14 protein-coding genes and 4 tRNA genes are annotated in these 18,492 nt (G+C 57.0%); 13 read left to right on the top strand and 5 right to left on the bottom strand.

Annotated features, from left to right (window positions below; translation table 11 throughout):
- Positions 1 to 56 precede the first annotated feature (56 nt).
- A complete protein-coding gene (gene hydA / locus HZ99_RS06030) occupies positions 57 to 1,496 on the bottom strand; it encodes a dihydropyrimidinase (RefSeq protein ID WP_038441829.1) in 1,440 nt (479 codons plus the stop codon).
- Positions 1,497 to 2,095: 599 nt separating this feature from the next.
- Between hydA and HZ99_RS06025 the strand changes: the two genes are divergently transcribed.
- Positions 2,096 to 3,583 carry an NCS1 family nucleobase:cation symporter-1 gene (locus HZ99_RS06025; RefSeq protein WP_038447955.1) on the top strand — a complete coding sequence of 496 codons (1,488 nt, stop codon included), beginning with the start codon at positions 2,096 to 2,098 and terminating at the stop codon, positions 3,581 to 3,583.
- A gap of 145 nt (positions 3,584 to 3,728) precedes the next feature.
- The gene (locus tag HZ99_RS06020; protein WP_038441828.1) at positions 3,729 to 4,988 is read left to right on the top strand and encodes a Zn-dependent hydrolase; all 1,260 of its coding nucleotides are present in this window, start codon (positions 3,729 to 3,731) and stop codon (positions 4,986 to 4,988) included.
- A gap of 93 nt (positions 4,989 to 5,081) precedes the next feature.
- On the opposite strand, the gene HZ99_RS28970 is transcribed toward HZ99_RS06020, so the two are convergent.
- The gene (locus tag HZ99_RS28970; RefSeq protein ID WP_181883221.1) at positions 5,082 to 5,243 is read right to left on the bottom strand and encodes a hypothetical protein; all 162 of its coding nucleotides are present in this window, start codon (positions 5,241 to 5,243) and stop codon (positions 5,082 to 5,084) included.
- A 212-nt stretch (positions 5,244 to 5,455) separates the two neighbouring features.
- Here HZ99_RS28970 and HZ99_RS06015 point away from each other — a divergent pair, with 212 nt between their 5' ends.
- A complete protein-coding gene (locus HZ99_RS06015; protein ID WP_038447953.1) occupies positions 5,456 to 6,142 on the top strand; it encodes a peptidase C39 family protein in 687 nt (228 codons plus the stop codon).
- 48 nt (positions 6,143 to 6,190) lie between these two features.
- On the opposite strand, the gene pbpG is transcribed toward HZ99_RS06015, so the two are convergent.
- Positions 6,191 to 7,114 carry a D-alanyl-D-alanine endopeptidase gene (pbpG, locus tag HZ99_RS06010; protein ID WP_038441827.1) on the bottom strand — a complete coding sequence of 308 codons (924 nt, stop codon included), beginning with the start codon at positions 7,112 to 7,114 and terminating at the stop codon, positions 6,191 to 6,193.
- Between the two features lie 376 nt (positions 7,115 to 7,490).
- On the opposite strand from pbpG, the gene HZ99_RS27650 reads away from it, so the two are divergent.
- Positions 7,491 to 7,751, top strand: coding sequence for a double zinc ribbon domain-containing protein (locus tag HZ99_RS27650; RefSeq protein ID WP_080727677.1), 261 nt, complete (start codon positions 7,491 to 7,493; stop codon positions 7,749 to 7,751).
- The gene (locus HZ99_RS27645; RefSeq protein WP_080727676.1) at positions 7,744 to 8,010 is read left to right on the top strand and encodes a hypothetical protein; all 267 of its coding nucleotides are present in this window, start codon (positions 7,744 to 7,746) and stop codon (positions 8,008 to 8,010) included. Before HZ99_RS27650 ends, HZ99_RS27645 begins: the two co-directional genes overlap by 8 nt.
- Positions 8,011 to 8,044: 34 nt before the next feature.
- Here the strand turns inward: HZ99_RS27645 and wrbA are convergent, their stop codons facing one another.
- On the bottom strand, positions 8,045 to 8,644 hold the full coding sequence (wrbA, locus tag HZ99_RS06000) for an NAD(P)H:quinone oxidoreductase (RefSeq protein ID WP_038441825.1): 600 nt from the start codon (positions 8,642 to 8,644) through the stop codon (positions 8,045 to 8,047).
- A 460-nt stretch (positions 8,645 to 9,104) separates the two neighbouring features.
- Between wrbA and HZ99_RS05995 the strand changes: the two genes are divergently transcribed.
- Positions 9,105 to 10,727, top strand: a complete 1,623-nt coding sequence (locus tag HZ99_RS05995; protein WP_038441824.1) for a methyl-accepting chemotaxis protein — start codon at positions 9,105 to 9,107, stop codon at positions 10,725 to 10,727.
- Between the two features lie 95 nt (positions 10,728 to 10,822).
- Complete coding sequence (locus HZ99_RS05990) at positions 10,823 to 12,037, top strand: HD-GYP domain-containing protein (protein ID WP_038441823.1); 1,215 nt, start codon at positions 10,823 to 10,825, stop codon at positions 12,035 to 12,037.
- Between the two features lie 250 nt (positions 12,038 to 12,287).
- Here HZ99_RS05990 and folD read toward each other — a convergent pair whose 3' ends face one another.
- Positions 12,288 to 13,142, bottom strand: a complete 855-nt coding sequence (folD, locus tag HZ99_RS05985) for a bifunctional methylenetetrahydrofolate dehydrogenase/methenyltetrahydrofolate cyclohydrolase FolD (protein WP_038441822.1) — start codon at positions 13,140 to 13,142, stop codon at positions 12,288 to 12,290.
- Between the two features lie 280 nt (positions 13,143 to 13,422).
- Here folD and HZ99_RS05980 point away from each other — a divergent pair.
- The 6 genes from HZ99_RS05980 (at position 13,423) to tig (ending at position 18,472) form a co-directional block, all read left to right on the top strand.
- Positions 13,423 to 13,499, top strand: a tRNA-Arg gene (locus HZ99_RS05980).
- A gap of 32 nt (positions 13,500 to 13,531) precedes the next feature.
- A tRNA-His gene (locus HZ99_RS05975) sits at positions 13,532 to 13,607 on the top strand.
- Between the two features lie 60 nt (positions 13,608 to 13,667).
- Positions 13,668 to 13,752 (top strand) — tRNA-Leu (locus HZ99_RS05970).
- A 76-nt stretch (positions 13,753 to 13,828) separates the two neighbouring features.
- Positions 13,829 to 13,904: transfer RNA gene (locus HZ99_RS05965), tRNA-His, on the top strand.
- Positions 13,905 to 15,328: 1,424 nt separating this feature from the next.
- The gene (gene ltrA / locus HZ99_RS05960; RefSeq protein ID WP_023093520.1) at positions 15,329 to 17,032 is read left to right on the top strand and encodes a group II intron reverse transcriptase/maturase; all 1,704 of its coding nucleotides are present in this window, start codon (positions 15,329 to 15,331) and stop codon (positions 17,030 to 17,032) included.
- Positions 17,033 to 17,161: 129 nt separating this feature from the next.
- Positions 17,162 to 18,472 (top strand): trigger factor, encoded by a 1,311-nt coding sequence (gene tig / locus HZ99_RS05955; RefSeq protein WP_029298423.1) that lies wholly within the window; start codon positions 17,162 to 17,164, stop codon positions 18,470 to 18,472.
- The last annotated feature ends 20 nt before the right edge of the window (positions 18,473 to 18,492 follow it).

Raw genomic sequence — 18,492 nt, 5'->3', positions numbered from 1 at the left:
CTCCTACAGTTGAATGCGGTCAAACTGTAGGAGCCGGCTTGCCGGCGATAGGGGCCTCAGCGGTTCACAGCGGCGGGCCTGGAATGCTCCGCGCGCTTGCGCAACTGCTCGAACACAGCCGGGTACGCCGGCCGCTCGACATAACGCCCCGCACCACGTTCGGCCCGCAGATCGCCATCGACCCAGACCAGCTTGCCCCGGCTGATGGTGTGGCTGGGCACGCCGCGTACGGTTTTGCCTTCGAAGATGTTGAAGTCCACCTGCTGATGGTGGGTCTTGGCCGAGAGGGTCCGCGTGCCCTGGGGGTCCCACAGCACCAGGTCGGCATCGGCACCGACCCGGATCGCGCCTTTGCGTGGGTAGAGGTTGAAGATTTTCGCGGTGTTGGTGGAGGTCAGTGCGACAAATTCCTGCATCGACAGGCGCCCAGTGTTGACCCCTTCGTCCCATAGCAGTGCCATGCGGTCTTCGATACCCGCGGTGCCATTGGGGATCTTGCTGAAATCGTCACGCCCGGCGGCCTTTTGCTCGGCGCAGAAACAACAGTGGTCGGTGGCGGTGGTGTGCAGGTTGCCCGACTGCAGGCCACGCCACAGCGCCTCTTGATGCCCGCGGGGGCGGAAGGGCGGACTCATCACGTAGCCCGCTGCAGTCTGCCAGTCGGGGTGCTGGTACACGCTGTCGTCCAGCAGCAGGTGCCCGGCCAGGACTTCGCCATAGACCGCCTGGCCCTTGGCGCGGGCGTAGGTGATTTCGTCAAGGGCTTCCTGGGTGGACACATGTACCAGGTACAGCGGCGTGCCGATGGTTTCGGCAATGCGGATCGCGCGGCTGGCGGCTTCGCCTTCCACTTGCGAGGGGCGGGACAGCGGATGGGCCTCGGGCCCGGTGATGCCCTGGGCCAGCAACTTGCGTTGCAGGTGGTAGACCAACTCGCCGTTCTCGGCATGCACGGTGGGCACCGCGCCCAGTTCCAGGCAGCGTTCGAAGCTGGCGACCAGGGTGTCGTCGGCGGCCATGATCGCGTGCTTGTAGGCCATGAAGTGCTTGAAGCTGTTGATGCCGTGATGGGTCACTAGCTCCGCCATTTCCTCGCGCACCTGCTCGCTCCACCAGGTAATCGCCACATGAAACCCGTAGTCGGCTGCCGACTTCTCGGCCCAGCCGCGCCACTGGTGAAAGGCCTCCATCAACGACTGCTGCGGGTTGGGAATCACGAAGTCGATGATCGAGGTGGTCCCGCCTGCCAGGCCTGCTGCCGTGCCGCTGAAGAAGTCCTCGCTGGCCACCGTGCCCATGAAGGGCAGTTGCATATGGGTATGGGGGTCGATACCGCCAGGCATCAGGTATTGGCCGCTGCCATCGAGTATCTCGGTGCCGGCGGGAACATTCAGGTTAGTGCCAATGGCGCGGATTAGAGCATCTGCGCACAAGACATCGGCTTTATAACTTTCATCATGGGTAACAACGGTAGCGCCACGGATCAACAGAGACATGCCGAGTTCCTCAGAGGCTTGACCGGCTTATGCCAGTTCTAAGTGTTGTAGTGCTGCTCACCGTGCAAGATTTATTCTTGTCATGGGTGACAGGAATAGAAACTAGCCCGAGTTTTTAGAATGATCAAGATTATTTTTTATAAGCCTATTTCTATTTCAAGTAATTGATTTTTAATAATAAAAACTTGATTTCACCAAAATGTAGCGCGCTATCACCATTTTGACGCACTTGACAGGTTCCCAATATGAACAACATTTTCTATTGCAAATCAGACGCTTGAGAGTTGCCTCTTGACGGCGGGCAGTAATAAAAATAATTGTATTGCACCAGATTGAGTCCTGATTGTTCGGGCAACTTCTGCGTTATTTGGCCTGAGTAACGTTGAAAGTACCGTAGGGCTCTTCGGTAGAGAAAATAAAGCTGATAAACATCAGCCAGTTATATAAGCGGTACGGATGAAGCGACGGCTTGCGGCACGATAATTGAGTGCGCTGCCGGCTGGCCGGGTCCGTGATGTCATGTTGTCCATGCGGTACTGCGGCCATCCAGCGTTGAACGCCGGATGAGCAACAATAATTCGAAAAACCGTGGAGCGGCCATGCAACAGAACAGATCGCAAGTCATAGAACGCGACGGCCTGTATGAACTCGACGCCGGCAGCGACGTCCTCGACAGCCCCCGTTACAACCACGACATGGCACCGACCAAGGTGCACGAGCGCACCTGGAACAAGTGGCACATCACGGCGCTGTGGGTCGGCATGTCGATCTGCGTGCCGACCTACACCCTGGGCGGGGTGCTCACCGCGTACTTCGGCTTGTCGGTGGGCGAAGCGCTGGTGGCGATCCTGCTGGCCAATATCGTGGTCCTCATCCCCCTGACGCTTAACGCTTTTCCTGGTACCAAGTACGGTATTCCGTTCCCGGTGCTGCTGCGTTCATCCTTCGGCATTCTCGGCTCCAATGTGCCCTGCCTGATCCGCGCCCTGGTGGCGTGTGGCTGGTTCGGCATCCAGACGATGTTCGGCGGGTTGGCGATCCACTTGTTCCTCGGCTCGATTTTCGAGGGCTGGAAGAGCCTGGGCGGCACGGGTGAGGTGATCGGCTTCATGATCTTCTGGGTGTTGAACCTGTGGGTGGTGCTGCGCGGTGCCGAGTCGATCAAATGGCTGGAAACCCTATCGGCGCCGCTGCTGGTGGCGGTGGGCATCGGTCTGCTGGTGTGGGCGTTGCCCAATGTGTCGCTCAGTGAATTGATGGCGATCCCGCCCAAGCGTCCTGAAGGCGCGAGCCTGACGGGCTACTTTATGGCCGGGTTGACGGCGATGGTCGGCTTCTGGGCCACCTTGTCCTTGAATATTCCCGACTTCAGCCGCTATGCCAAAAGCCAGAAGGACCAGATTCTGGGGCAGATTTTCGGTCTGCCGCTGACCATGTTCCTGTTCGCTGCGCTGGGGGTGATCATGACCGCCGCTTCGGTAAAGCTGGTGGGTGTCAGCGTCTCCGACCCGGTGACCCTGATCGGGCACATCCAGAGCCCGGTGTGGGTGGCCGTGGCGATGGCGTTGATCATCATTGCCACGCTGTCGACCAACACCGCGGCGAATATTGTCTCGCCCACCAATGACTTCCAGAACATCGCGCCGAAGCTGATCAACCGCACCACGGCGGTGATCCTGACTGGCCTGGTGGGGCTGGCGCTGATGGCCCATGAGCTGCTGAAAAAGCTCGGCTTGATCGTTTCCGAGGTCAGCCTGGAAACGGTGTATTCGAACTGGTTGCTCGGTTATTCGAGCCTGTTGGGGCCGATTGCCGGAATCATGGTGGTGGACTACTTCCTGATTCGCCGCCAGCAACTGGACCTGGCGGGGTTGTACCGCGATGACGTGTACCCGGCGTGGAATGTGGCGGGGTTTATCGCCTTTGGGGTGCCGGTGGTGCTGACCTTGCTGTCGTTGGGCAGCGATGCGTTCAACTGGTTCTACAGCTATGGCTGGTTCACCGGGTCGGCGTTGGGCGGGTTGTTGTATTACGGGCTGTGTGCCAAACGCCGGGCCAGTCCGATTACCGTCAAGTCCCCGTTGTAGACACGGGCAATGTAGGCGCTGGCCTGCCTGCGATGGCGGCGGTAAATCCAGCCCATCCAGTGGCTGAGCCACCGTTATCGCAGGCAAGCCAGCTCCTACCGATACCGCGCTCATTCAAATAACAATGTTGCCTGAGGAGATCACCATGAACGCAGCCGTCGACGTTCTGCAATCCACCCATCTGCACATCAACCGCGACCGCTTGTGGCAGTCGTTGATGGAGCTCGCCAAGCTGGGAGCTACCCCTAAGGGCGGTGTATGCCGCCTGGCCCTGACCGACCTCGATCGCCAGGCCCGCGATCTGTTTGTGCAGTGGTGCGAGGACGCAGGTTGTACCGTGACCGTCGATGGCGTGGGCAATATCTTTGCCCGTCGCCCAGGACGCAACCCGGCACTGGCACCGGTAATGACCGGCAGCCATATCGATACTCAGCCTACGGGGGGCAAGTTCGATGGTTGCTTTGGTGTGCTGGCGGGGGTGGAAGTGCTGCGCACCCTTAACGATCTGAATGTGCAGACCGAAGCGCCGCTGGAGGTCGTGGTGTGGACCAACGAAGAAGGCTCGCGCTTTCCTCCATGCATGATGGGTTCCGGGGTCTTCGCCGAGAAGTTCACCCTGGCAGACACCCTGGCCAAGACCGACGCCGACGGCGTCACCGTGGGGGATGCGCTGCATGCCATCGGCTACGCGGGCACGCGGCCGGTCAGTGGGCACAAGGTGGGGGCTTACTTTGAAGCCCATATCGAACAGGGCCCGATCCTTGAAGATGAACGCAAAACCATCGGTGTGGTGTTGGGGGCCCTCGGCCAGAAATGGTTCGACCTCACGTTGCGTGGTGTCGAAGCCCATGCCGGGCCGACGCCGATGCACCTGCGCAAGGACGCCCTGGTCGGTGCGTCGGCCGTGGTTGCTGCGGTCAACGCTGCTGCCCTTGGCCATCAACCCCATGCCTGTGGCACGGTGGGTTGCCTGCAAGCCTATCCTGGCTCGCGTAACGTTATTCCTGGCGAAGTGCGCATGACCCTGGACTTCCGTCATCTGGAGCCGGCCCGCCTGGATTCGATGATTGCCCAGGTACGCAAGGTGATCGAGGACACGTGCGCCAAGCACGGGCTGACCTTCGAGATGGTGCCTACCGCCGATTTCCCGCCGTTGTATTTCGACAAGCGGTGTGTCGATGCTGTGCGTGAGGCGGCCAACGGCCTGGGCCTGTCGAACATGGAGATTGTCAGTGGCGCCGGGCACGACGCAATTTTTGTCGCCGAGTTGGGGCCGGCGGGGATGATATTCGTGCCGTGTGAGGGCGGGATCAGTCATAACGAAATCGAAAACGCTGCACCGGATGATCTGGCGGCAGGCTGTGCGGTGTTGCTGCGGGCGATGGTGGCGTCGGCAGCCATGTGAACCGGTAGACGCCGGCTGGCCGGTGACGGCGATCTATCGGGTAGCCTGCGTCGGCTGACAGGTTGCTATCGCCGGCCAGCCGGCTCCTACGGGTCAGGCGTGATGTGCGACTGGCTTGTGGGCCTTGGCGCGTGCAGCGGGTTTGGGCTGTGGATGATGATGACGGCGGGTCACTCGCAACACCCCCCACAACATGGCGCCGGCGACGGCCAGCCAGCCAAGCACCAGCAGGAAAATCGTGGTTGTCAGGCTCATAAGTGCCTCCTTTTGCCCTGTGCAGGGCACACACTGTCTTTGCAGTGGACAGTCTAGCTGCCTCCCGGTTGCGTGCTATTGACCAATGGTCGAGTACGTCCAACTTGTTTGCTCTATCCCGGGCTTTTTACTGCTGTCCAAGGCTATACCAGCGCCCAAGAGCACCCTATGATCAACGCCCCAGCCCGCAGATGATCAAGAGAGTGAAGAAGTTGCGTTTACGGTCGAGTCTCAAAAAAACCTCGCTGGTGGCTGCCTGCGTCCTCGGACTGGCCGCCTGTGCCGGGCATCCCACGCCCTCGAAAATCCAGGGCCTGCCCGAGCGCGTAGAGCTCAACGGCGTGCCGGCGTTTCGTGGCGATACCTACCAGGGAGGGCCGGCAGCCCTGGCCAGCATGCTGTCGCAACAAGGCATTGTGATTACACCGGGCCTGCTGGATAAACCATTGCACCTGCCGGGTGGGGAAGCCGACCTTGAGCGCAACATGCAGGTACTGGCCCGTGAGTACGGAATGCTGGTGTATCCGCTGGATACCCGGCTGACAGCGCTGTTGGCGCAGGTGGCGGCTGGATACCCGGTGATGGTGCGGATCACTGAAGGCTCGACACTATGGACCGAGTCGCGTTATGCGGTGCTGGTGGGCTTCAACCAGCAAAACAGCACGGTGTTGTTGCGAGTCGCAAGGGACCGGCGGCGCCCGGTGGCGTTCAGCGACTTCGAGGCTGCCTGGAAAAGCGCCGGGCAGTGGGCGGTGCTGGTACAGCGTCCAAGCCAGTTACCGGCCAACCTGGATGCGGGGAGGTGGCAGCAGGCAGCCAACGCAACCGCCCAGGCTGGCCAGGAACAGGCGGCAGCCCAGGCCCTCAAGGTGATGGCGCAAAGGTCGAAGCAGCCCTAACGCAAACGGCGCCCGAGGGCGCCGTTTTTTGTGCCTGCAAGCCGCGTATCAGCGTGACTGGACGACTCCGGTCTGCCGGGCCTTGAGGTTCTTGTCTGCCTTGTATTGCAGGGCAACGTCCGGCACCGAGCCGCTCTTGCCGGTTTCGATCCACTTGCGAATGCGGCTGGCATCGGCAAAGTGGGTGAACTTGCCGAAGGCATCGAGGATCACCAGCGACACGAGGCGGTTACCCATGCTTGTGACCAACACCAGGCAGTGGCCGGCCTGATTGGTAAAGCCGGTCTTGGTCAGCTTGATGTCCCAGTTGGGGCGGTTGACCAGGTGGTCGGTATTGGAAAAACCCAGGGTGTAGCTGGGCTTGCGGAACGACACGGTTTTTTCCTTGGTGGTGCTCAATTGGGTAAGCAGCGGATATTTGTGCGCGGCCTGCACCAGCTTGCTCAAGTCGCGGGCAGTGGACACGTTATGGATCGACAGGCCGGTGGGCTCGACATAATGGGTGCTGGTCATGCCCAGGGCCTTGGCCTTGGCGTTCATCGCGGCAATAAACGCTGCATAGCCGCCCGGATAGTGGTGGGCCAGGCTGGCGGCGGCACGGTTTTCCGAGGACATCAGGGTGATCAGTAGCATCTCCTTGCGCGGCATCTCGCTGTTGAGCTTGACCCGTGAGAACACCCCTTTCATTTCCGGGGTGTCGCTGATGTTGATGGAGATGTACTCATCCATATTCTGTTTGGCGTCCAGCACCACCATACCGGTCATCAATTTGGTGACAGAAGCAATCGGTACGACGACGTCGGGGTTGCTGGCGTAGATCACCTTGTTGGTTTGCAGGTCCACCAGCATCGCGCTGCCCGAGGCGATGTGCAGTTGCGAAATGTCCCGGGGGGCTAGGGTGGTTTCGCTGGCGTTGGCGACAGTACCTGCGAATGCGAAGAACAGGCTGACAAGAGAGAGACGAATATTCACGCGGATGAACTCGCTAAAAGGTAGAAAAGCACCGGGAGCGTCGCCGGCTTTATGAAAAATCGCGTTACATATTATTAGTATGGATCAGAAACTGATAGAGAGCCTTTAAATAAAGGCTGTAAGCCGATGATTGGTTGAGCCTGTACCAGCAGTCGGTAGTTGGCGACAGGTGTTTGGCATATATGTGGTGGCTGTTGTACTGAGACCTTGCGGGGCACACACGAGCGCTTTGCGATGCTCAACGCAATCTGGCTTTGGTGATCGCGGTTCGCACAGCAAATGGAGAGCGCTGCAAAAATAACGGTGAACGGTGTATTGACTCTAAAGTTACTTCAGGGTTTTTAATCTTGAAACACACTAAATCGGAGATGCACCCATGAGCTTTTTTAAGCAGATGTTAGGCGGTCACCACAATCGCGGGCATGGTGGCTCACACGGTGGACGCTACAACGAACAAGGTGAAAGCCAACCGGTCTCCGGTACACCTTGCCTCGGTTGCCGAACCATTAATGTGGGCGGTGCACGTTTTTGCCGGCAATGTGGCGCTTCATTGGGGCCAGCCAGTTGCGGGCAGTGCAATGCAGTGATGGCAGCCGGGGCAAAGTTTTGCTCTCAATGTGGTAGCGAACGTGGGTGAGAACGGTTTGTTCGATCCACACTGGCAGTCGATTAAACGTCAAGGCGATGAGTTCGCCGCCAGTGATTACCCCAATGATTTCGGAGTTGCCCGATGGCTCGGGCCTGCCGCTCAGGTGGCAATGCTGCTGTCCCAGCGGGCTTCTATTGCCACCGTCGGCAGGAAAAGGCCTGGCGGCACGCTGGCAATTGAACTCAGTGAGCGCCAATTGCAGGACCGCCATGCCGAAAAAAGCCAAAAAAGGTCAATAGCCAAATGAAATTGAAGCCCTTCCATCGACCTTTTGGGCTTGCTTACTTGAACAGCTTGACCGCCAGTTGCGCTACATACTGACCTTGGTGTTGAGCAATGCTTAGCTCGCGTGCGTCAGGTTGGCGTGAGCCGTCGCCGCCGGCAAGGGTCGAGGCGCCATAAGGTGTTCCGCCGCTGACGGTGGAGATATCGAACAAGGCCGGCGTGCTGTAGCCGATTGGCACGATGATCATGCCGTGGTGAGCCAGAGTGGTCCATGTGGACGTAATGGTCATCTCCTCACCGCCGCCGGTACCGGTCGAAGTGAATACGCTGGCCAGTTTGCCAACCAGCCCGCCCTTGGCCCAAAGGCCGCCGGTCTGATCCAGAAAGCTGCGCATCTGGCCTGACATATTGCCGAAGCGAGTCGGGGTGCCAATGATGATTGCGTCGTAGTTGCCCAATTCATCTGGCGTGGCAACGGCAGCGCTCTGGTTTTCTTTGCCGTAGGCTGCCTTGAAAGCTTGCGGGTCCATTGTCTCCGGTACGCGTTTCACCGTGACCTCGACCCCCGCAACGCTTCGGGCGCCCTCAGCCACACTTTGAGCCATCGTTTCGATATGGCCGTACATCGAATGATAAAGAACCAATACCTTCGCCATGCGTGTGTCCTCTTGAGGTGTGTTTTGAACTGGTTTGCCCATGAAGAGATTGATCAGGTTAGTTATCCGTCCCACCATCCCATCCTGCGTCTAATGTGAATTGCCCGTATGTTCTATCTGATTATCGTTAAAGTTATAGGGGAAAATATGGAAGGTTTTGTTCGATAAATTCGATGTTTTTCCAGAAGGCCACCGTCGTCCCAGCAGACAATACCCGCAGCGTTTAACCAGCAACCCAATGACGGGCCAAATTGTTCTTTGGGTTTGTGGTAAGCACCACCTTTGTGTTTGAGAAAGGGTCTTATCATGGTCAAACGGCTCAAAGTTTGAGCATGTAGATGCCTGAAAAAATATTTTATTTTGTAACCAACTTTTTTATTTGGCCAGTAGTCAGACTGATATCAAGCCGACAGGGAGTCGAACTTAATCCGCAGTATCACTCTCATTGCAGGTGCTGTTTATGGTGATAAGAAATTTGAAGCTGGCTTCTCGGGCGCTCTTGAGTTTTGGCGCCATCTGCTTGTTGTTGGTCAGTCTGGGGGGGCTGGCATTGTGGAAAATGCAACAGATTCACGAAGCGACGGTAGCGCTTCAAACCAACTGGCTACCCAGCGTCAGGCAGGCCGGGAAAATAGAAGCGGTAACATTGCGCGTTCGTTTGGATGCACTGCATTACGCTACCGAAAGTGACAGCCAGAAAGATGCCTCTCTAACTCGTTTATATGCCCTTAAGAACACCCTGGCTCAGGCCATCAGTGATTATGAGCCACTGATTTCCGGCAACGAAGAAAGATCCGTTTATGAGCAAGTCCAGCGCGGTGCTCGGGATTATCTGGAAAAACTGGTGGTATTGATTGACAACAGCAAGACCAATACTGATGAGCAGAGTCAAAAGTACATTAACCAAGTGACCGTGCCGTTGGCTAACAACCTGCAGGCTTCCATCGACGAGTTGATCCGTATTAATGAAAGCGGCGCTGAGCAGTCCGCGATCCTCGCCAACCAGCAGTTCGACAACGGATTGCTGCTTACGGCAACGATCATTGTCATGGCAATTATCCTGACGTTGCTGATTGCGATCCTGTTCACTCGCAGCATTATTCGTCCTGTGCAATCACTGCTGGCTGCCACGCAAAAAATTGCCGAAGGCGATCTGCGTACGCAGGTTGATGTCAGCGGCCAGGATGAGCTGACTGAGTTGCAACGATCGACCCAGGCTATGCTCGACAGCCTCAAGTCGACCATCCGCCATATTGCCGACTCATCGACCCAGTTGGCCTCGGCCGCCGAGGAAATGAGTGCGATAACCCGTGAATCCAACGCTGGCATTCAACAGCAGAGCATGGAGACAGAGATGGCCGCTACGGCGGTCAATGAAATGACAGCTGCAGTGGAAGAGGTCGCGCGTAACGCCGTGTCTGCTTCGCAGTCAACCCAGGCTTCTGAGCGTTCGGCCGGTATGGGCCGCGAGCGAGTAGAACAGACTATCGAATCGATTGAAAAGCTCACGGGCACGGTGGAAAACACCCGGATCGAGATGGCGGGTTTGGCCCAGCAGGCTCAGGACATCACCAGGGTGTTGGACGTGATCCGATCGATTGCCGAGCAGACCAATTTGTTGGCTCTCAACGCCGCTATCGAGGCCGCGCGAGCTGGAGAGCAGGGCCGCGGTTTCGCGGTGGTTGCTGATGAAGTCCGTGCCCTTGCGCACCGCACCCAGCTGTCGACCCAGGAAATTGAGCTGATGATCCAGGGCATCCAGTCCGGCTCGAACAACGCCATGTTGTCCATGCAGCAAAGCAGCGTGGACGCTGGTGAGACTCTGGCAATTGCTCATGACGCGGGAATTGCCATTGGGCAGATTGCTCAGGCCATCAGCGATATCAACGAACGTAACCTGATGATTGCTACCGCTTCGGAGGAGCAAGCTCAGGTGGCGCGCTCGGTGGATCAGAACCTAATGAGCATCCGAGACCTCTCGCTGCAAAGTTCATCGGCCGCCAGCCAGACCTCTATTGCCAGCGGGGAGTTGTCGAGCCTGGCTGTGAGCCTCAACAAGCTGGTCACGCGCTTCTCTTTGTAAGTACGCAGAGGCAAGGATCCATCGTAGCAAGGAGCGTCATTGCTCAGCGCGGCTTACCTCAAGGGGAGCGCTGAGTCAGGTTCGGAGGTATTACCGTGCTAAAGCGTATATCCATTACGCAGTTACGGATGGGGATGTACATCCACCGATTCTGCGGATCTTGGTTGGACCACTCATTCCTCAAGGCCGGCTTTCTGCTGAATAGTCAGCGTGACTACCAGCGCTTGCGCTGTTCTGCTCTCAGTGGTCTGTGGATCGATTTGTCCAGGGGATTGGATGTTTTGCAGGAAGTGGCGCAAGAGGATCCATCAATCAGAGTCGCATCAATGAACACTGTGGTTGCGCCTGCTTTCGATGCGCCACCGCAGCAGGTGCCACGAGAGGAGGAGCTACAGCGAGCGCTCAAGCTCTGTGCTCACTCGAAAGCAGCGGTAATGGCGATGTTTCAGGAGGTCCGTTTGGGCCAGGCCATTGAAATGGAGCAGGTGGATGGCCTGGTGAAGGATATTTCTACCTCGCTGGTGCGTCATCCTGATGCGCTGATCAGCCTGGCGCGTCTTAAAACGTCAGACGACTACACCTACATGCATTCGGTGGCGGTTTGTGCGCTGATGGTTTCAGTGGCGCGGCAATTGGGGCTCACGCAGGAGCAAGTGCACCAGGCCGGGATTGCGGGCTTGTTGCATGACATAGGCAAGCTTGCAATACCTGAGAACATCCTCAACAAACCGGCAAAGCTTTCAGCTAACGAGTACGAACAGGTCAAGCGCCACCCCGTGGCCGGTGGTGCCATACTCCGGCAGAATCCGCAGCTAAGTGCGCTGGTGCTTGATGTGTGCTTGCACCATCATGAGAAGATTGATGGGAGTGGTTACCCGCACGGCCTGGCTGGCGCGCAGATCAGCCTTTACGCTCAAATGGGGGCTGTCTGCGATGTTTATGACGCAGTGACGTCGAATCGCCCCTACAACCAGGGATGGGACCCGGCCGAAGCGCTGCAGCGCATGTCCAGTTGGACTGGCCACCTATCTCAGTCCGTACTCCAGGCGCTGGTAAAAAGCATCGGCATTTATCCGGTGGGCTCCTTGGTGCGTTTGAGCAGTGGACGCTTGGCGGTGGTCATTGAGCAACACCCTGAATCGCTGCTCAGGCCGAAGGTGAAAGTGTTTTTTTCCGCCCGGTCAAAACAGCATCTACCCCAGAGCATCGTCGATCTGGCCCGATCAGACGAAGAGCGCATTGTTGCTCGTGAGTCACCGGAGAACTGGAACTTCCGCAAGCTTGAACAACTGTGGAACGGCACTTCCTGAAGTCGACCAGGTCGAGTTTCCCGAGGTCAGCCCGCAGCCCGAACAATCTGGCGCTGGAGTCAACTTAGGCTGCGAATCCGCAAAAAGCGCGACGTATTGTTCCTAAGGCGTAAGCCAAGTCTGTCGAGCCAGAATAAAAAATCCGCTGCCAGGTATCGGGCAGCGGATTTCTCGGATAGCCCGGCGTGGCCTCAAGCGCTTGAGTGGACAGCATTGCGTCAAGGCGGGGCTCTTTGGGGGCTGCGGGTGATCAGCCGTGCAAGGTTTCGGCTGCGTACAACGTATTTTCCAGCAGGCATGCACGGGTCATCGGGCCTACACCGCCTGGCACCGGGGTGATCCAGCCGGCACGGGGCAGGGCGGTTTCATACACCACGTCGCCCACCAGCTTGCCATCGTCCTGGCGGTTGATGCCGACGTCGATCACGATGGCGCCTTGCTTGATCCACTCACCCTTGACCAGGCCCGGCTTGCCGGCAGCGACCACCACCAGATCGGCACGACCGACGTGGCCGGCCAGGTCCTTGGTGAAACGGTGGGTGACGGTGACGGTGCAGCCGGCCAGCAGCAACTCCATGGCCATCGGGCGACCGACAATGTTGGAAGCGCCCACTACCACCGCATCCAGGCCATAAAGGTCGACGCCAGTGCTTTCCAGCAGGGTCATGATGCCCTTCGGCGTGCAGGGGCGTAGCAGGGGGATGCGCTGGGCCAGGCGGCCGACGTTATAAGGATGGAAACCATCGACGTCCTTGTCGGGGCGGATGCGCTCCAGCAACAAGGAGGCATCCAGATGCTCTGGCAGCGGCAATTGCAGCAGGATGCCATCAATGTTCGGATCGTCGTTGAGGCCGTCGATCAGGTCGGTGAGGGCCTGTTGGGTGGTATCGGAAGGCAAGTCGTAGGCCTTGGAAATAAAGCCGACCTCCTCACAGTCTTTACGCTTGTGCGAGACATAAACCTGGGAGGCGGGATCGCTGCCGACCAGAATCACCGCGAGCCCCGGCGTGCGCAGGCCTTGCTGGCGACGCTCGGCGACACGTTTGGCGATCTGCTGGCGCAGGCTGGCGGCGATTGATTTGCCGTCGATAAGTTGTGCAGTCATTACGCGTGATTAACCATCGAGAGGGGGAGGAAAAGTGCGCGCATTCTCGCACGCCAGGACGTGAGGGCAAAGGCGCTTGGTCTGCAAATTCCCCTAACCCCTTAAATAAAATGAATTTTTTTCAAAAAAGATTTGACGGCCCCTGGGGGCGTCTATACTATTCGTCGCACTTGTCGGGCACAGCCTAGCACTGGTTAAGAAGGTCGAGCGCAATAGTGGTTTTATTGTGTGAGGCTGGAAGCATTTAGTTTGTAGTCCTCCAAGAGTACAGATTAATCAGGCGCCCGTAGCTCAGCTGGATAGAGCATCCGCCTTCTAAGCGGATGGTCGCAGGTTCGAGTCCTGCCGGGTGCGCCATTAGGCAGCTTTGGCACAAGTAGCGCAATATGGTGGGCGTAGCTCAGTTGGTAGAGCACGGGATTGTGACTCCCGTTGTCGAGGGTTCGATCCCCTTCGTCCACCCCATATTTGAAAAGGCGCCAGATTTTTAACAGTCTGGCGCCTTTGTTTTAAAAGCTTCAAGCCGCGGATGTGGTGGAATTGGTAGACACACTGGATTTAGGTTCCAGCGCCGCGAGGCGTAAGAGTTCGAGTCTCTTCATCCGCACCAAATACAGCGTCACCCTGCCACAGGCTGGGTTGGTGCTTAACAAAGAAGGCAATTGGCTTCTTTGTCACGCAATATGGTGGGCGTAGCTCAGTTGGTAGAGCACGGGATTGTGACTCCCGTTGTCGAGGGTTCGATCCCCTTCGTCCACCCCATATTCCGAAAGGCGCCAGATTTAACAGTCTGGCGCCTTTTTTGTTTTAGCGGTTTGCGTCTTCGGCGACTGCAGGTTCTGGGTCGCAAGGGTGGGGCGTTTCGTCGTATTTTTGTTTCTCGATGATGCCGTACTACCCACCGGCCTTGTGTGCAAGGTCGGCAGCTAGGGGGATGGTTGGCTGTTTCTTCTATATATAGAAGGGTTGGCGCAGAGCCCTGGCTTGATTGGCTGTATTTGTCATTGGGGCGAGGAGCATTCGTGCATTCGCACCTGTAAAATGCCTGCTGTTTTTTAACCCGTTTTCAGTAGGGTGACTTCTTGAGTTTGACCCACTAGAATGCATGCCCTTGGTGCGACACGCGTGGCGTGTCTCCTAAACTTCGAGGTGTAGAGTCATCTTGAAGGGTTTTCGAAAGAGAGCCGAGAGCTTGGGTACCCAACCCCAAGAAACAAAACCCTCCCAGAAGTCCAATGCCTTCAAGGACTTGCCGCAGCGGCGGTGGCAAACTCAAGGTCGATTAGCGCTCGGTGGCTCGACCGCAGTACTGGATTTCCGGTATTGGAGTGCCTACTACACATCAGCCCTATTCAGGGCTAAACCCATGCGGGAGAGAATCCCCGCTGGGGTTCCCTCCTGCTTTTGAAACAGGAGGTAACAATTCTTTGAGCATGCTGCCTCGGCAGTCCCTGTTCACATCAAACCGGAGACATGAGCGAAAGCTCTGTCTGTCATTGTCCAACCATTGCCTGTTTGGAGTGGCAGCGGACTCGTTGTGCGACCAACGATAGCCTAGGAAGACATGCGTCACTGGTAACGGTGGGGTGTGAAGCTCTTCCAACAATGTAGCCCCCGTATGGGTGCGTCTTCGCCGTGAGGCGGAGCGCAGATGCTCGGAGCAGTACCGGGTTGAGGCGCTAGGCTGGCTGGTATGGGTAACACAAGTGAACTGCTAATAAACGTCGTCAGCATTACGGTGCCTAATCTGCTGATAGGCATTAACCAAAAAGGTGATGCGACCGGTTGTTCTGGTCAAGGGTCGGAACACGTCGTCACATAAGGTCGCCGGCGAATAGGCAGACTCTAACCCAGTCGTGTGACAGGCAGGGAACGTGGTAAGCCCGTATAGCTGCCTTCGGGCAGGTGAACCGCAAGGTGATCCGTTGGCTGTGCGGGTATGGGATCGCAGAGAAAGCGAAAGCCGGGCTGTAATGGCCTGGATAGGGGCTGGAACATTGCTCCACGGGAAACCGGGCAGACTTCTGCGTGGTCTTTCGTCGCATGAACTCTGAGTGAACCTGTCTCAATAAACCTAGAGATCCAGCTGTAACGGATCTTCTATTAATCCAGCCCTGGCGGGAGCGTCCATTCCCGTCAGGGGATGTGTGCGTCTTTCGCTTGGGGCAACTTGAGAGGAAGGCAGCATGTTAGAACATAGCCAATTGGCCGTGTCTGCGCCTTCCGGCGCTCCGCAACAATGGCATGACATCGATTGGTGGCGTGTTCAGCGGAATGTCCGGGCGATGCAGATACGGATTGCGAAGGCTTGTCGGGAAGGCAACTGGCGCAGGGTGAAAGCCTTGCAGCGGATGCTGACCCGCTCACGCTCGGCCAGATACTTGGCCGTACGGCGAGTCACTGAAAACCAGGGTAAGCGCACGGCGGGAGTCGACCGCGTGCTCTGGGATACACCCGATGCCAAATGGAAGGCGGCAAATGGGTTGAGGCGCCACGGTTATAAGCCACGGCCTTTACGGCGTGTGTTTATTCCGAAGTCAAATGGAAAGGAGCGCCCTCTGGGCATTCCGACCATGACGGACAGGGCAATGCAGGCGTTGTATTTGCTTGCTCTGGCACCCATTGCAGAAACCACCGGCGATCCAAACAGCTACGGCTTTAGGATCGAGCGATCTACGGCGGATGCAATGGGGCAGTTGTTCGTATGCCTATCCAAGAAGGTTTCGGCCCAATGGGTTTTGGAGGCGGACATCAAAGGCTGCTTTGACCATATCAATCATGACTGGCTTATCACCAACGTCCCAACGGATAAGGTGGTTCTCCGAAAATGGTTGAAAGCTGGCGTGATTCATAAAGGCCAGCTACAGGCAACGGATGCCGGTACGCCACAGGGCGGGATTGTCTCGCCCAGCTTGGCGAATCTGGTGCTGGATGGGCTGGAGTCACAACTTAAGCAACATCTGGGTGTGACCAAGGCCAAGAAGCTGAAAATCAATGTGGTGCGTTACGCGGATGACTTTGTGATAACCGGAACCTCGCGAGAGGTGCTGGAAACTGAAGTCAGACCTTGGGTAGAGCAGTTCCTAGCAGTGCGGGGGCTGCAGTTGTCACTCGAGAAGACGCGTGTCGTCCATATAAAGGAAGGCTTTGACTTTCTAGGTTGGAATTTCCGCAAGTACGATGGGAAGCTTCTGATCAAGCCAAGCAAGAAAAACGTGAAAGCGTTCTATAGCAAGGTAAGGGAGGTCATCAGTACCAGCAAAACGGTAAGGCAGGAGGATCTGATCCGACAGCTGAATCCGATACTGCGTGGCTGGGCGTTCTATCACCAGCCTGTGGTAGCCAAGAAAGCGTATAGCCGCATGGATTACATGATCTTTCTGGCTCTATGGCGTTGGGCAAAACGGCGACACCCTAAGAAAACACTCCAGTGGATCGGAGCGAAATACTTTAAACCCATGAAGGGGCGGAAAGGGGTGTTTGCTACCGCGACGATGAATGACAAGGGAGAGATGCGAACGATCGAGTTGTACTCGCTAGCGAGCACTCCGATCGAACGACACAAGAAGGTGAGTGGGGAGTACAACCCCTTCGATCCTTCTATGGAGGAAATGGGTGAGAAAAGGCGTATGGAACAGATGCTCAAAAGGCTGGCGTACCGTAAGCAAATCTTGAGCCTTTTCCAGAGTCAGAAAGGATTGTGTCCAATATGTAAGTTACCGATTACGAAGGAGACGGGGTGGCATGATCACCACATTCTGTACCGCACAAAAGGCGGTGGAGACTCCCTAAATAACCGGGTACTATTGCACCCCCTTTGTCACCAGCGGCTACACGCTCGCGGATTGACAGTGAACAAACCGGCTCCCCTTACCGGGGGTTTTGATTAGGCCCGAGCCGTATGCGGGGAAACTCGCACGTACGGTTCTTAGGGGGAGATGGGCCAGTAATGGCCCATCTCTACCCGACATTCTTGGGTCGGAAACGGCCGGCTAACGTCTGTGCAACGAGGAATATCCATGCAAGTTTCTGTTGAAAATACTACTGCTATCGAGCGCCGCATGAGCATCACCGTGCCGGCAGAGCGCATCGAGACTGCGGTCAACAAGCGTCTGCAGCAGACTGCCCAGAAGGCCAAGATCGCTGGTTTCCGTCCAGGCAAAGTGCCGATGAGCGAAATCAAGCGCCGTTTTGGTGCTGACGCGCGCCAAGATGCTGTAGGCGACGTGATCCAGGCTTCCTTCTACGAAGCTGTTGTCGAGCAAAAGCTCAACCCGGCGGGTTCGCCTTCCATCGAGCCTAAGTCCCTGGAAGCTGGCAAGGACCTGGAATACGTTGCTGTATTCGAAGTGTTCCCGGAGTTCACAGTCGCGGGTTTTGAAGGTATCGAAATCGAGCGCCTGAGCGCCGAAGTGGCTGATGCCGACCTGGACAACATGCTGGAAATCCTGCGCAAGCAGAACACTCGTTTCGAAGTAGCCGATCGCGCTGCCCAGAACGAAGACCAACTGAACATTGACTTCGTTGGCAAGGTTGACGGTGAAGTATTCGCTGGCGGCTCCGCCAAGGGTACTCAGCTGGTGCTGGGTTCCAACCGCATGATCCCTGGTTTCGAAGACGGCCTGGTTGGCGCCAAGGCGGGTGAAGAGCGCGTTCTGAACCTGACCTTCCCTGCTGACTACCAGAACCTGGACCTGGCTGGCAAGGCTGCCGAGTTCACCGTGACGGTCAATAGCGTTTCCGAGCCTAAGCTGCCAGAGCTGAACGAAGAGTTTTTCGCCCAGTTCGGTATCAAGGAAACCGGTATCGAAGGTTTCCGTGCCGAAGTTCGCAAGAACATGGAGCGTGAACTGCGTCAGGCCATCAAGTCCAAGGTCAAGAACCAGGTCATGGACGGTCTGCTGGCCGCCAACCCGATCGAAGTACCTAAGGCCCTGCTGTCTAACGAAGTGGATCGCCTGCGTGTACAAGCTGTTCAGCAGTTTGGTGGCAACATCAAGCCTGACCAACTGCCGGCCGAACTGTTCGAAGAGCAAGCCAAGCGTCGCGTCGTGCTGGGCCTGATTGTGGCTGAAGTGGTCAAGCAGTTTGACCTCAAGCCTGACGAAGACCGCGTTCGCGAAATGATCCAGGAAATGGCTTCGGCCTACCAGGAGCCTGAGCAGGTCGTGGCTTGGTACTACAAGAATGACCAGCAACTGAACGAAGTCCGTTCGGTTGTGCTGGAAGAACAAGTTGTGGATACTGTTCTGCAGAAGGCTAAGGTGACCGATAAAGCGGTCTCTTACGAAGAAGCAGTCAAGCCGGCAGAAGCAGCACAAGCCGACTGATTGTCCAACTCGTTTGAAAA

Source organism: Pseudomonas fluorescens, from assembly GCF_000730425.1.
Lineage (GTDB): Bacteria > Pseudomonadota > Gammaproteobacteria > Pseudomonadales > Pseudomonadaceae > Aquipseudomonas > Aquipseudomonas fluorescens_X.
The sequence above is the reverse complement of the archived record's forward strand: the minus strand, read 5'-3'. Positions and strand labels throughout refer to the sequence as shown.

Excerpts from the sequence above, each read along its gene's own strand:
- folD (WP_038441822.1), bottom strand. The coding sequence starts at position 13,142 with ATGACTGCACAACTTATCGACGGCAAATCAATCGCCGCCAGCCTGCGC.
- tig (WP_029298423.1), top strand. The coding sequence starts at position 17,162 with ATGCAAGTTTCTGTTGAAAATACTACTGCTATCGAGCGCCGCATGAGC.
- HZ99_RS28970 (WP_181883221.1), bottom strand. The coding sequence starts at position 5,243 with ATGAGCCTGACAACCACGATTTTCCTGCTGGTGCTTGGCTGGCTGGCC.
- hydA (WP_038441829.1), bottom strand. The coding sequence starts at position 1,496 with ATGTCTCTGTTGATCCGTGGCGCTACCGTTGTTACCCATGATGAAAGT.
- wrbA (WP_038441825.1), bottom strand. The coding sequence starts at position 8,644 with ATGGCGAAGGTATTGGTTCTTTATCATTCGATGTACGGCCATATCGAA.
- ltrA (WP_023093520.1), top strand. The coding sequence starts at position 15,329 with ATGTTAGAACATAGCCAATTGGCCGTGTCTGCGCCTTCCGGCGCTCCG.
- HZ99_RS06025 (WP_038447955.1), top strand. The coding sequence starts at position 2,096 with ATGCAACAGAACAGATCGCAAGTCATAGAACGCGACGGCCTGTATGAA.
- HZ99_RS27650 (WP_080727677.1), top strand. The coding sequence starts at position 7,491 with ATGAGCTTTTTTAAGCAGATGTTAGGCGGTCACCACAATCGCGGGCAT.
- HZ99_RS05995 (WP_038441824.1), top strand. The coding sequence starts at position 9,105 with ATGGTGATAAGAAATTTGAAGCTGGCTTCTCGGGCGCTCTTGAGTTTT.
- HZ99_RS06020 (WP_038441828.1), top strand. The coding sequence starts at position 3,729 with ATGAACGCAGCCGTCGACGTTCTGCAATCCACCCATCTGCACATCAAC.